13 protein-coding genes are annotated in these 12,655 nt (G+C 71.3%); 3 read left to right on the forward strand and 10 right to left on the reverse strand.

Annotated features, from left to right (window positions below):
- Positions 1–29 precede the first annotated feature (29 nt).
- Positions 30–758 carry a transcriptional repressor LexA gene (gene lexA, locus HJG52_RS05300; RefSeq protein WP_171242445.1) on the forward strand — a complete coding sequence of 243 codons (729 nt, stop codon included), beginning with the start codon at positions 30–32 and terminating at the stop codon, positions 756–758.
- A gap of 78 nt (positions 759–836) precedes the next feature.
- Here lexA and HJG52_RS05305 read toward each other — a convergent pair whose 3' ends face one another.
- Together HJG52_RS05305 and HJG52_RS05310 are read right to left on the reverse strand one after the other, a co-directional pair.
- Positions 837–1,253 carry a DUF4259 domain-containing protein gene (locus tag HJG52_RS05305; protein WP_171242446.1) on the reverse strand — a complete coding sequence of 139 codons (417 nt, stop codon included), beginning with the start codon at positions 1,251–1,253 and terminating at the stop codon, positions 837–839.
- A 71-nt stretch (positions 1,254–1,324) separates the two neighbouring features.
- Positions 1,325–1,840, reverse strand: a complete 516-nt coding sequence (locus HJG52_RS05310) for a GNAT family N-acetyltransferase (protein ID WP_206069920.1) — start codon at positions 1,838–1,840, stop codon at positions 1,325–1,327.
- Between the two features lie 18 nt (positions 1,841–1,858).
- On the opposite strand from HJG52_RS05310, the gene HJG52_RS05315 reads away from it, so the two are divergent.
- Positions 1,859–2,512: a class I SAM-dependent methyltransferase gene (locus HJG52_RS05315; protein ID WP_171242448.1), complete on the forward strand. Its 654-nt coding sequence runs from the start codon at positions 1,859–1,861 to the stop codon at positions 2,510–2,512.
- 6 nt (positions 2,513–2,518) lie between these two features.
- Here HJG52_RS05315 and HJG52_RS05320 read toward each other — a convergent pair whose 3' ends face one another.
- The 4 genes from HJG52_RS05320 to HJG52_RS05335 form a co-directional block, all read right to left on the reverse strand.
- Positions 2,519–3,379, reverse strand: coding sequence for an NAD-dependent protein deacetylase (locus HJG52_RS05320; protein WP_171242449.1), 861 nt, complete (start codon positions 3,377–3,379; stop codon positions 2,519–2,521).
- 20 nt (positions 3,380–3,399) lie between these two features.
- Positions 3,400–4,644, reverse strand: coding sequence for a patatin-like phospholipase family protein (locus HJG52_RS05325; protein ID WP_171242450.1), 1,245 nt, complete (start codon positions 4,642–4,644; stop codon positions 3,400–3,402).
- Positions 4,645–4,842: 198 nt separating this feature from the next.
- Positions 4,843–5,577, reverse strand: a complete 735-nt coding sequence (locus HJG52_RS05330; RefSeq protein ID WP_346767577.1) for a hypothetical protein — start codon at positions 5,575–5,577, stop codon at positions 4,843–4,845.
- Between the two features lie 194 nt (positions 5,578–5,771).
- Positions 5,772–6,374: a DUF6318 family protein gene (locus tag HJG52_RS05335; RefSeq protein ID WP_171242451.1), complete on the reverse strand. Its 603-nt coding sequence runs from the start codon at positions 6,372–6,374 to the stop codon at positions 5,772–5,774.
- A 190-nt stretch (positions 6,375–6,564) separates the two neighbouring features.
- Between HJG52_RS05335 and HJG52_RS05340 the strand changes: the two genes are divergently transcribed.
- The gene (locus HJG52_RS05340) at positions 6,565–7,494 is read left to right on the forward strand and encodes a LysR family transcriptional regulator (protein WP_171242452.1); all 930 of its coding nucleotides are present in this window, start codon (positions 6,565–6,567) and stop codon (positions 7,492–7,494) included.
- A gap of 3 nt (positions 7,495–7,497) precedes the next feature.
- Here HJG52_RS05340 and HJG52_RS05345 read toward each other — a convergent pair whose 3' ends face one another.
- The 4 genes from HJG52_RS05345 to HJG52_RS05360 all read right to left on the reverse strand — a co-directional run bounded on the left by HJG52_RS05345 (position 7,498) and on the right by HJG52_RS05360 (position 12,625).
- Positions 7,498–9,885, reverse strand: a complete 2,388-nt coding sequence (locus tag HJG52_RS05345; RefSeq protein ID WP_346767578.1) for a ComEC/Rec2 family competence protein — start codon at positions 9,883–9,885, stop codon at positions 7,498–7,500.
- A gap of 32 nt (positions 9,886–9,917) precedes the next feature.
- Positions 9,918–11,042, reverse strand: a complete 1,125-nt coding sequence (locus HJG52_RS20620) for a ComEA family DNA-binding protein (protein WP_240977175.1) — start codon at positions 11,040–11,042, stop codon at positions 9,918–9,920.
- Positions 11,043–11,117: 75 nt separating this feature from the next.
- A complete protein-coding gene (locus HJG52_RS05355) occupies positions 11,118–11,756 on the reverse strand; it encodes a glycerol-3-phosphate acyltransferase (RefSeq protein ID WP_171242454.1) in 639 nt (212 codons plus the stop codon).
- Entirely contained in the window at positions 11,753–12,625 is an 873-nt protein-coding gene (locus tag HJG52_RS05360) for a DegV family protein (protein ID WP_171242455.1), read from the reverse strand. Before HJG52_RS05360 ends, HJG52_RS05355 begins: the two co-directional genes overlap by 4 nt.
- Positions 12,626–12,655 lie beyond the last annotated feature (30 nt).

Genomic DNA, 12,655 nt, shown 5'->3' on the forward strand with positions numbered 1-12,655 from the left:
ACGAGGCTGACCTGCAGAAACGAGGAGTCATGAGCGAGGACGAGGACAACGTCACCGAGCTTCCGCTGCGCGACCGCGGCGACGGCCTGACCCTGCGCCAGTCCAAGGTCCTCGAGGTGATCCGCAACTCGGTGGACCGCCGCGGGTACCCGCCGAGCCTGCGCGAGATCGGCGAGGCGGTCGGCCTCACCTCCCCCAGCTCGGTCGCCCACCAGCTGTCGACGCTCGAGCGCAAGGGCTACCTGCGCCGCGACCCCAACCGGCCCCGCGCGATCGAGGTCGTCTCCCCCGACGACCCGGACGCACCCGGGTACCGCGGTGGCGCGAGCGCGCACGACGAGACCGCCGAGTTCGACGAGACCGGCATGGGCGACGCCCGCCCCGAGGCCTCCTACGTCCCGGTGCTCGGCCGGATCGCCGCCGGTGTGCCGATCATGGCCGAGGAGTCCGTCGAGGAGGTCTTCCCGCTGCCCAAGTCGCTGGTCGGCGAGGGCTCGCTGTTCCTGCTCAAGGTCGTCGGGGACTCGATGGTCGAGGCCGCGATCTGCGATGGCGACTGGGTCGTGGTCCGGCAGCAGCCGACGGCCGACAACGGCGACATCGTCGCGGCCATGCTCGACAACGAGGCCACCGTGAAGACGTTCAAGCGCAAGAACGGCAAGGTGTGGCTGCTGCCGCACAACCCCGACTTCGAGCCGATCGACGGCGACCACGCCACGATCCTCGGCAAGGTCACCGCGGTCCTGCGCCGCGTCTGACCCCACCTTTTCCATTCGTGTGGGTGAGCGTGCGCCAGGGCGCACGCTCACCCACACGACTGCGTGGAGGCCGGGCGGCTACTCGGCGCTGAGCGCGTCGAGGTAGTGCGTGAGCTTGGCCTCGTACTTGCGGGCGCCGTCGGACTCGGACCACAGCTCCCACAGCTCGTTGTCGTCCGAGCGCAGCGCGCGGCGCAGCGTCCGCGTGGCGAGCTCCTCCAGGTCCTCGTCGACCTCGACGGGCTCGTCGTCGGTCCACCGCGGGACGTTGCGCTCCCCCACCGCGCACTCCGGGTCGTCGCACACGGCCACGAGGACGGCGGCTGCGACCGCCTCCGACATCGCCGGTGCCTCGATGTACTCGCTCGACTCGACCACCTGGGTCATGGTGCTGGCGAGCCGTGCGTGCCGGGCTCCGTCGTCGAGCTCCTCGAGTGAGTCGAGGAAGTCCAGGGCGTCGTCGTTCGAGAACGGCCCTGCGCCTGTCGCACCCATTCCTGCCTCCACATCCCGCGCCGATCCCCCGGCAGTTCGAGGGTGCCAAGGACACGCACCGCGTGCCAGACCTACTCGTGAGGCAATCTCTGCCACCAGGCCGTGTCGACCCAGCGCCCGAGCTTGTGGCCCACCTCGCGCAGCACCCCGACCCGCTCGAACCCGAACGCCTCGTGCAGCCGTTCGCTCGCGGTGTTCGGCAGGGCGATCACGGCAAGCTGGGTGTGCACCGAAGACTCCGCGTCGAGCCGAGCCAGCAACGCGGCATACAGGTGCCGCGCGACGCCGCGCCCGCGGGCGCCGTCGGCGACGTAGACCGACACCTCGGTCGTGCCGGCATACGCCGGCCGCTCCCGGAAGGGGCCGGACCCGGCATAACCAACGACCCGGTCACCGTCGACGGCGACCAGGAGGTGACGTCCGGGTGCGCGGTCGGCGAGCTTCGAGCCGAGGTATGCCGCACCGCGCGGCTCGGTGTCGAACGTCGCCACCGAGGTGCGCACCTGCTCGTCGTAGATGGCGGCCATCGCGGGGAGGTCGGTCTGCGTGGCGTCGCGGATGTCGATGGCGGGCGCGTCGGTGCTCACATCGGGGATGCTAGGACGATGAGCAGCGAACCCGGTCATGGGCACGACCACCGCGGCAGCGACTCGGCTGGGGGTCCCGGCCATGGCGACGACCGGCAGGCCCGGTGGGACGAGCGGTATGCCGCGCACGACCACGTCTGGAGCGCCGAGCCCAACGCCGAGGTCGAGAGGATCGTCGGCGACTGGCCGCCCGGTCGCGCACTCGACCTCGGGGCCGGCGAGGGCCGGCACGCGGTCTGGCTCGCCGGCAAGGGGTGGCGGGTGACTGCCGTCGACTTCTCGGCCGTCGGGTTGGCCAAGGGCGAGAAGGAGGCGGTGTCGCGCGGGCTGTCGGTCGACTGGGTGGTGGCCGACGCGCGGTCGTGGCAGCCGGCGTCGGTGTCGGCCTACGACCTGGTGCTGGTGTCGTACCTGCACCTGCCGGAGAACGTGCTGGCGCGGACGCCGGGCTGGTTGGCGCCCGGAGGCGCGTTGGTCGTGGTCGGTCACGGGCTGCGCAACCTCACCGAAGGCGTTGGGGGGCCGTCTGATCCGACGCTGCTGCACTCGGTCGAGGGACTGCGCGATGCGGCGCAGGGACTCGACATCGAGCGGTGCGAGGAGTTCCTGCGACCGACCCCTGAGGGTGACGCGATCGACGTCGTCCTCGTGGCCCGGCGGCCACGAGGTTAGGCGTGGTCAGGCCCCGAGGACGTCGGCGAGCTCGGTGAGGGTGGTGCCGAGCGAGGCGTCGAGCTGGAGCGTGGCTTCGGCGTCACCGCGGGTGGGTCCGCGGGTGATGATGACGACCGGTATGCCGCGTGCGTGCGCCCTGCGCACGAACCGGTAGCCGCTCATGACCTTGAGGCTGGAGCCGAGGACGAGGAGTGCGCTGGCCTGCTCGGTCTGCTGAAAACAGTTCTCCACCAACGGTTTTGGCACGGACTCACCGAAGAACACGACCTCGGGCTTGAGGGTGTCGCGGTTGCAGACGAGGCACAGGGGGACGCGGAAGGACTCGACCTCGAGGGCGTTGAGGGCGATGTCACCGTCGGGGCGGATCTCGTCGGAGGTGACGGTGAAGTCGGGGTTGGCGTCGCGCATGCGGTCGTCGAGGTCCCACCGGCTGGTGCGGTCGCCGCAGGTCAGGCAGACGACCTTGGCGAGCGAGCCGTGGAGCTCGGTGACGTTGGTCGTGCCTGACGCCTGGTGGAGGCCGTCGACGTTCTGCGTGATGACGCTGCCGACGAGGCCGGCCCGCTGGAGCCGGGTGACGGCCCGGTGGCCGGCGTTGGGCCCGGCGAGGTTGAACCGCTGCCACCCGACGTAGCTGCGCGCCCAGTAGCGCTGCCGCGCCTCGCTCGAGCCGGTGAACTCGGAGTACTGCATGGGGGTGACGCGACGTTCACCGTCGGGGCCGCGGTAGTCGGGGATGCCGGACTCGGTGGAGATGCCGGCACCGCTGAGGACGAGAACGTTGCCCGCCGCGAGCACGTCGGCGACCGCGTCGACGGCACGGACGGACGCCGACGCGGCATACCGGTTGTCGACAGCCACCACGGCTCAAGGGTACGTGGCGGTCAGCGGCGACCCAGCAGGTACCGCTTGGCGGAGTCCTCGAGGATGCGGTCGGCGACTGCCGCGTCGGCCACGTCCGGGTGGGGCGGGGCGAGCGGTGCGTCGATGGTGACCAGCTCGGGGACGTGGGCGCGGATGGCGGCATCGGCGACGAGGTAGCCGTGGCGTTCGAGGACGTGCTGCTCACCCGTGGTGAACGAGTCGAGGTCGGTGCGGATCGCGTTGATGCGCTCGGTGGTCTCGCGGGGGTAGTGACCCTCGACGAGCGCATCGAGTGCCCAGGTCGTGCCCGTGAGACGGCCCTGGGCGTAACCGGCGTGGAGCCAGCGGGACCGCACCGACTGGCCGCCACCGGTCGCGATGCCGAGGATGCGCAACAGACGACCGACGAGCGTGCGCTCGGTACGCGCGCGGAAGACTCCACCGCCGTCGCTCGCGAGGACGGTGCGGTGCGACTTCCAGACGGGCTCGAGCGCGAGGTTGTCGTAGATGCCGCCGTCGGTGAGCCGGATCGTGCGCAGGATCTGGTGGCGCTCCTCGTCGGACTCGAGTCCCCGGTGGCCGCCCTTGAGGCCGATCTGGACTCCGTCGAGCACCATGGGTGCGAACCACGGTGGCAGCGCGCAGGACGCGGCCACGATGTCGGCCATGCGCAGCGAAGCCGGCGGCGCGGCATACCCCACCCGGTAGTCGCCGATGCGGCCGTGGGGCCGGTGCGCTGTGGGGTCCTCGAAGACCCAGTTGACGCCGTAGCCGATCTCGGTCGCGCCGGTGATGACAGCCGGTCCGGCAACGCTGTTGTCCCGCAACGGTTTTCCCCACCACTCGATCGCGTCTGCGAACTCGCCGGCAAGAGCTCGGACGGCGGCGTCGCGTGAGAGCCAGTGCCACGGCTTGAGCTTCGCGAGCAGCGCGGGGGTGCGGATGTTGCGGGCGGTGAGGGTGCCGAGGGGTCTGGCGACGTGCTCGTCGAAGCCACCGACCACGCCGCCACCGTCGGGGAAGTCCAGGCGCGGGTCGGCCATGAGGTTCGCGACGATGGAACCGCCGGACACCGCGCTGATCGTGGTCAGCTGCGCCAGGATGCCGAGCTCGTTGAGCCGGCGCAGGGCGCCGAGGTGGAACAGCGCTGCGCGGTAGCCGCCACCGGACAGGCACAGGGCGATGCCCTGGCGGCGGGTGCCGGGCTCGGCGTCGAGGCCCTCGGTCTGGGCGCCGATCGCTGTCGCGCTGTCGTCGGTCTTCATCGCTGACGATGAAAGCAGAGGGCGCGGACAACCGCCCGGCGGGCGCAGGTCAGCGACTTCGGGCCACTCAGGCTCGACCCGGGGCCCGGCGCCAGCCCTGTGTGGCCCGAAGTGTCGGGGCGCCACCAACCTCGGGCCACTGAGGCTCGATCCGGCTGCCCGCACCAGGCCTGCGTGGCCCGAAGAGCCGCGGCCGCCTCAGTGGGTGACGAGGCGGGCGCGGGCTTCCTTGACGACGAGCGTGGTGACCGGTTCGTCCTGGAGGTCGGCGACGGCGTCGATGTCCTGCCAGTCGCCGCCGTTGGCCCGGTACTGGGCTGTGAGCTTGGCGTCGACCGTGACCTGGGCGCCCTTGCTGGTGGCCTGGTAGGTGTGACGGATCCCGCCGTCCGGGTAGACGCCGCCGGCATCACTGGTGGGGCCGCTGCTCTGCCCGTCGCCGTAGTGGAAGTCGTACGACTGCGCCATGATCCGGAACTCGACGTTCCACGACAGCAGCTTGACCGGCTTGCTGGTCTCCCCCGGCTCGAGACCGGCGTCGCCCGGCCAGGTGGCGCGGTAGTAGGTCGGCAGGTTGACGAGGGTCACGTTGCCCACGGGCTGGATGGACACGGTCGGCTTGGAGAACGGCAGCCGCTTGAACGCGGTCTGGATCTGAGCCAGCGTCGGCACCTGCGGGACGGGGACGCCCGGCGGCACCTGGTCGGGGCCGCACATCTCCCGGACCAGCGTCCAGCCGCCATTGGGCTGGCCCTTGGGACGCGACTCGAGCCTCAGCAGATTTTCCTGCGACCGAGGATCCGAGGTCGGGTAGCGGTACCGGCACGCCGTCTGTCCATACGAGCAGTTCGTTGCCTCCCCACCCGCCTTGTCCGAAATGCGGGTCGGCGCACACGCGAGCACCACGCGGTACTCGTTGGGATCCAACTTCACGGGCTCTGCCGAATCGGAACCTTTGTCATTGGCCCTCGGCGGAGGATCGGCCTTGCATGCGCCTGCACCCGCCGCATCATCCTTGATGATTGCCGTAACGGTTCCTTGTCCGCAGGCGGCGTGCGCTGTTTCACTGACGAGGACCAACGAGCTTGCCGCCAAGGCCGCACCAAGGAAGACACGCAGAACACGCATCAGGCTGCCTCGAATCCGACAACTCGCCAGGTGGTCTTGTCCCAAGCCACCGATGTCGCCCATGTGAAGACTCCCGGCTTCGTAGTCTCAACAACTTCGTCGGCCTCGTTGACATACCGGACCGCGAGTTCCTTGCCGGCAACGTTGACCACGACTCGGTCGGCGCCGCCTTCTCGCACAGCAACCAGGGCTACTTGGATCGGGGACCTGTCGGTGTGTTCACCGCGAGTCGCGCGCTTCTTGATCGCCCGCGGCACTGCCGTGCATTCTTCGCACGCAGGGGAAGCGAGAGACTCGAGGAGCCTGACGTCACCGGAGGCCAGCGAGTCACCTACCTGCTCCCAGTAGAACTTCGCAAAGGCTTGGGCGCCGGCTTCGGTCTTTTGGGTGGCCTCGGGCGGCAGGCTGGCGGGGTCGATCGTCGGGGCAGTCGTGGTCGACGGGCTCGTCGTCGTGGTCGTGCTACTGGTCGCTGACGACGTCGAGCTGCCCGAGGTCGTCGTGGTTGGTGGGTCGGCGCCATCGCCGTTGCAGGCCGTCAGGCCCACGACAGCCGCCACGACCGCCCCCACCGCCAGTGGTCGCTTGGTCCACGTCCTCATCAGCTGCCCCTCCTCGAGGACCGACCCTGCGGCGGTCCCGCGTTGCCACCGAATATTACGGATTGCCTGCATTTGGTCCACCCGTCATCCACAGGGCGCCCGAGGCACCCACTCACCCACCCGGCATACCGATCCATCACCCTCCGTTGGCGAATCGCCAATCTCGATAACGGTCAGTTATCCTGAGTGCATGATCGACGCAGCAGGTCTCCGCGTGATGAAGGCGATCGCCGACGAGGGCAGCTTCACCGGCGCCGCCCTGGCCCTCGGCTACTCCCAGCCCGCCATCTCCCAGATGGTGCGCCGGCTCGAGCAGCGCACGGGCACCGTGCTCGTCGAACGGGTCGGGCGCAACGTCCGCCTCACCGAGGCCGGCCAGGTCCTGGCCCGCCACGCCGTCGCCGTCCTGTCCGCGCTCGACGCCGCCGAGGAAGAGGTCGCCGCCATCGCCGGGCTGCGCGCCGGGCGGGTCCGGCTGATGGCCTTCCCGTCCAGCTCGGCCACCCTCGTGCCGCGCGCGCTGGCCCTGGTGAAGGAGCGCTTCCCCGACGTGCAGGTCACCTTCACCGAGGCCGAGCCGCCCGAGTCACTCGCCGCGCTCAAGGCCGGCGAGTGCGACCTCGCCGTCGCCTTCGCCTACGAGGGCACCGACGTCGGCCGCGGCGAGGAGGACATGGACCTCTTCGTGCAGCACAAGCTGCTCGACGACGAGGTAAGGCTCGCCCTCCCCCACGACCACCCGCTCGCCGAGCAGGACGTCGTCGACCTGTCCACCCTCTCCGACGACAACTGGATCGCCGGCTGCCCCCGCTGTCGCGGCCACCTGCTCCAGCTCTGCTCGGAGGCAGGCTTCTCCCCCAACGTCGGGTTCGAGACCGAGGACTACGTGGCCGTGCTCGGTCTCGTCGCCGAGGGGCTGGGAGTCGCGCTCATCCCCGACCTCATCCTGCGCACCGCGCATCACCACGACGTCGTCACCCGGCCGATCAAGCCCGCGTCCCGCCGCACCATCAGCGTCGTCACCACCACGGACCTGCAGCGGGTGCCCGCGGTCCAGGCCACCATCGACGCGCTCGTCGAGGCGGCCAAGGCCAAGCCGCGCGTCCTTGCCAGCAACTGACCGTCACTTCCGCCGCCACGTCGCACCCACCTCCTCACCGGTCGCGACGACGGCGATGTCGCCGCGCTGGTCGGTGCGCAGCACGGCATACCCGTTGCGGCCCAACACCTGCAGCGCTTTCGGTGACGGGTGACCGTAGTCGTTGTCCTTGCCCACGCTGATGACCGCCAGCGGTGCCGCCACCTCAGCCAACAGGTCCGGATCGAGGTTGCCCGAACCGTGGTGAGCCACCTTCACCACATCGAAATCCCTTGCGCGTGACGCCATTTCGGGATCCCGCCTCATCTCCAGCAGGATGGCGTGCGCGGCCTCCTTCTCCACGTCTCCGAACAACAGCAGGTCGACGGGTCCGGAGCGCACCGCGAGGACGACGCTGGCGTTGTTGGGCACGGACCCGCTCGACAGCCGCCGTGCCGGCCACCACACGTCGGCTTGCACGCCAGGCCAGCTGAGTCGGTCACCCGCCGCGATCGTCAGGAGCGGTATGCCGCGTGCGCGCGTCCAGCGTTGCACCTCCTGTACCTGGTACGGCGGGTCGGCGACCGGGGTGGTCATCACTTCCCGCACGTCGCGGCCGTTGAGGACGCCGGGCAGCCCGTCGACGTGGTCCGCGTGGAAGTGGGTGAGGACGAGCGTGTCGACCACGCGCACGTCCAGCCGACGCAGGCAGGCGTTGACCAGTGCCGGGTCCGGGCCGGCGTCGACGACGACCGCGTGACCCGGAGCAGTGCGCAGCACCAGCGAATCCCCTTGTCCCACATCACAGGCGACGAACCGCCACCCGGGCGGTGGCCACGTCGCAGCCGATGTCGGAGCCGCTGCCGCAAGGACCAGGACAACCACAGCCACCGCGGCGATCGGGTGCCACCGCACGAGGTGTGCCCACCGGCGTCCGGTGAGCACCGCGGCGACGGTGCCCGCCGCCAGCAGCACCGCCCCGAGCGCGCCGTCCGGCCATGGCAGGGTGCCGCCCGGCACGACGGCGCAGGTCCGAGCCACCCAGGCGATGCCCATCGTGGGCAGGGCTCCGACCCAGCAGAGCAGGGTCGCGCCGAAAGGCCACACGGGAGCCACCACCGCGGCCGCCACCCCCGTGACCGTCGCCGGAGCCACGAGTGGCGCGGCGAGGAGGTTCGCCACCACGCCGATCACCGAGACCGAGCCCTGCAGCAAGACCACCACAGGGCCGCACATGGCCTGTGCCGCAATGGGAATCGCGATCACCGGACCGAACCGTCGCAGTCGAGACGGCAGTCGACGGCCGATCGCGTCGCCCCAGCTGCGGGTGAACAACAGCAGTCCCAGCGTCGCCAACGTCGACAACGCGAACCCGAAGGACCGGCTCAGCCAAGGGTCGACGACCAGCAACACGATCACGGCCGCCGACAGCACCGGCAACCCAGCTGCCCGTCGCGAACGACTCAGACCGATCAGCCCTATCGCCCCCATCGTCGCGGCTCGCACGACGCTGGGTTCGGGTCTGGCAAGCACGACGAAACCGGCGAGCACCGCGAGCGCGAGGACGGGGCGCCACCGACGCGGCAACCCGATCAACGACGCGCCACCCAGCGCGAAGGCCAGGACCACCGCGACGTTCGAGCCCGACACCGCGCTGAGGTGGGTCATGCCCGTGACGAGCATGGCGTCGGTGAGGTCCTGCGGGGTCCGGCTGGTGTCGCCGATGACCAGCGCAGGCAGCAGCCCACGTGCGTCGGACGGCAGTGGCGATGCGGCCCGACGCAGGCCCGAGCGCAGGTGCTCGGCAGCTCGCGCCACGACGCCGGGTTGCGCGGTGGTCTGCGGTGACCCGATCGGACGGACCAGTGCCACGACGTCGTCCCCCGCGTCGGCGCTGACGAGCCGACCCCTCAGCTCCACCTGCTGGCGCCACCGCAGGTCGCGCCATTCCTCGCCTGCCATCACCAGCACCGGCGCGCTCACCCGCGTGCGGGCTCCCCGGGCCTCGACCTCGCGCACGGAGAACCGGAAGAAGACCGTGGCGCCGGCCACCCCGGAGGTGGCGCGCACCTGGGGGTCGGTGGCGACGGTGCCCCGCAGCACCACGATGGCCCGCGCCTGCGCGAGCTCGTCGAGCGGACCGGTGTCACGCACCGCGACGTGACCGGCAAGCGCAGCCAGGGCCACGGCCGAAGCCAGCAGTCCCAGCGACGTCGGAGCCACCCAGCCGCTGACCTGCCAGCGTTGGCGGAACACACGCGCCACGGCCAGACCGCCCACCGCTGTGCACCCGGCCAGGACGAGCACCGTCCGGAGCCCAGCGCCCAGTGCCGAGGCGACGCCGACCCAGGCGGCCAGGGCCGGGCAGAGCAGCCGGAGGTCCAGCCCCGGTCTGACCAGGACTTGGGGGCCGGAGGGTGCGACCCGTGCCACGTCGGGGCCCCCAACCTCCGACGCTGAGCCGGTCACACCGTCACCTTGGGCTGCAGCTGCGCGAAGATCTTCTCCCCGATTCCACTCACCTCGCCGAGCTCGTCGACGGTGGTGAACCGGCCGTGCTCGGTGCGCCAGTCGATGATGCGTTGGGCCAGGACGGGCCCGACACCGGGCAGCTCCTCGAGCTGGGCCGCTGTGGCCGTGTTGAGGTTGACCAGTCCTCCGGCCGCGCCCGCCGCTCCGGGGGTCGCGGGCGCTGCCCCAGCTCCCGCTCCGGCACCACCGATCCCGCCTGAGCCGGGGCCACTTGCACCCGACCCGTCGGCGCTCGCCACCACCTCGCCTTGCTTGGGCACGCGCAGCTGCTCGCCGTCGACCAGCGGCCGCGCGAGGTTGATCGCGGACAGGTCTGCCCCCTTGCGCGCACCACCGGCCTTGGCGATGGCATCCGTCACGCGCGATCCCGCAGGGAGGCGCACGACCCCTGGCCCCGCCACCTGCCCGACGACGTGGACCGTCACCGACCCCGACGCAACGGTCGGCGGCCCCCCACCCCCGGCACTTCCTGTGGTTGAGGAGGTGAACGTGGATCCACGCAACAGCGTGGCTCCGGACTTCGCCGGCGCGACCGGCTCTGGCGTGCTGGAGGCACGCGCCATCGCAACCCGCACCCCGAACACCGCCGCCGCGACGAGCAGCACCACGACCAGGCCGACCACCGCTGCCCTCGGCCCGGTGAGCCGCCCGCCGCGCAGGGACGCCGGCACCACGACCCACGCGGGCGACGGCGGCATCGGCCGCCGATGCCGTCCCGAGCGCTGGTCCGCGACACGCGGCGGGCTCTCGCCCGCCCCGTCGTGGTCCACCCCGCGTCGTGGACGCTTCGCTGAGGATGCGCGCGTGGTGCCAGCCTCCACGGCCGGGCCCGGCGACGCCGACGCCCCCGGCGGCGAGGCCAGCCACGACCGCTCGGGCTGCCAGAACACCGGCCCGTCAGCACCGTCAACTGCCGCAGCAGCCGTGCCGCCATCCCGTACCCGCGAGGCCGCCTGCACCGACGCCGACTCGCCCACATCGCTCGAGCCCTGCGCACCCCGCTCCAACAGGGCACGCAGACGGGGCGACGGTTCGGGCGGGCGGCGACGAAACGGCATACCGGCACGCTAGGAAGCGAGCCCGTCACCCGACAGCGCCGTCACGCCCGCCTGTGGAAACGCGGGCGGCGAACGTCAGCCTGTGGACGAGTCCCGTCGCGCGGCGACCCACAGCTCGATGTTGCGGCGGTGCCGGTATACGACGACAAGCGCGACCACCACGCACCACACCCCGGCCGCCCGGTCGGCGAAACCGTCCGATGCCACCGCACTCCACACGCCAGCGGCAAGCAGCACGAGGCTCGCCGCCACCGAGGCGCCCGCGACCCACCGCATCCGCCAGACCAGCAGCCCGAAGACCACCACCATCGCCAGCCCGAACCACGGTGCCACCGCGAGGATCGCCCCCAGCGACGTCGCCACACCCTTGCCCCCGCGCCCGAGCAGGAATGGCGACCAGATGTGCCCCAGCACCACCGCGAGCCCGACGACGAGCGCCACGATCGGCCCGAGGAAGTGCGCGGCGAGCACGACCGGCAGGTAGCCCTTGAGGACATCCAGGACGCCGACGACCACGCCCCACTTGGCGCCGAGGACGCGCCCGGCGTTGGTGGCACCGGGGTTTCCCGAACCAGAGTGTGCGAGGTCCTTGCCGAGGATGCGGGCGAGGATCGTCGCGGGGTTCACCGCGCCGAGGAGGAACGCGGCCACCGCCGCGACCGCCCCCTGGACGAGGCCGCCCACCGACCACTGCACCCCGGCCACGACCGTCATGACGCCGGCGACTCCGACGGCATCACGCGCGGCGACACCGCGACGGCCAGGGTGCCCGGCCCGACGTGTGCGCCGACAACGGCTCCCAGCTCCACGAGCGTCACTTCACCGGCGTCAGGGACCCGTTCGCGCAGCCGGGCCACGAGGTCCTCGGCCCGGCTCGCGGAGTCGAGGTGGTGGACGGCGATGTCGGCCCCACCAGTGGCCCTGCCGGCCGCGTCGACGGCCAGCTCCTCCAGGCGCGCGATCGCCCGCGAGGACGTGCGCACCTTCTCCAGCGGACGGATGTGGCCGTCGTCGAGCCCAAGAATCGGCTTGATCGCAAGAGCCGAACCGAGGAAGGCCGACGCCGACCCGATGCGTCCGCCGCGGCGCAGGTGCTCGAGGGTGTCGACGTAGAACACGACCGTCGAGTCCTCCGCTCGCCGGCGTGCCACCTCGGCCACCTCCTCGAGTGCCGCACCACCGGCTGCGGCCTGGGCTGCCGACACGACGGCATACCCCATCGCCATGCCGAGCGACCGCGAGTCGACGACCTTCACGGGCACGGGTGACTGCTGCGCGGCCAGGTGGGCCGACTCGACGGTCGATGACATGTCGGCCGAGATGTGCACGGAGACAATGGAATCCGCTCCCTCGGCTGCCGCCTTCTCGTAGGCGTCGAGGAAGGCCTGCGGTGAGGGACGCGAGGTCGAGACCGGCTTGAACTTGCGCAGCGCCTCCGCCACTTCACCGGTGGTCACGTCGACGCCCTCGCTGAACTCCGTGCCCCCGATGATGACGTGCAGCGGCACGACCTGGATGCCGTGCGCGTCCACCACGGAGGCAGGCAGGTATGCCGTGGAGTCCGTGACAAGGGCGACGCTCACCTTGCGCACGCTACCGGGCTGGGCAGTGCA

Source organism: Knoellia koreensis (assembly GCF_013041615.1).
Lineage (GTDB): Bacteria > Actinomycetota > Actinomycetes > Actinomycetales > Dermatophilaceae > Pedococcus > Pedococcus koreensis.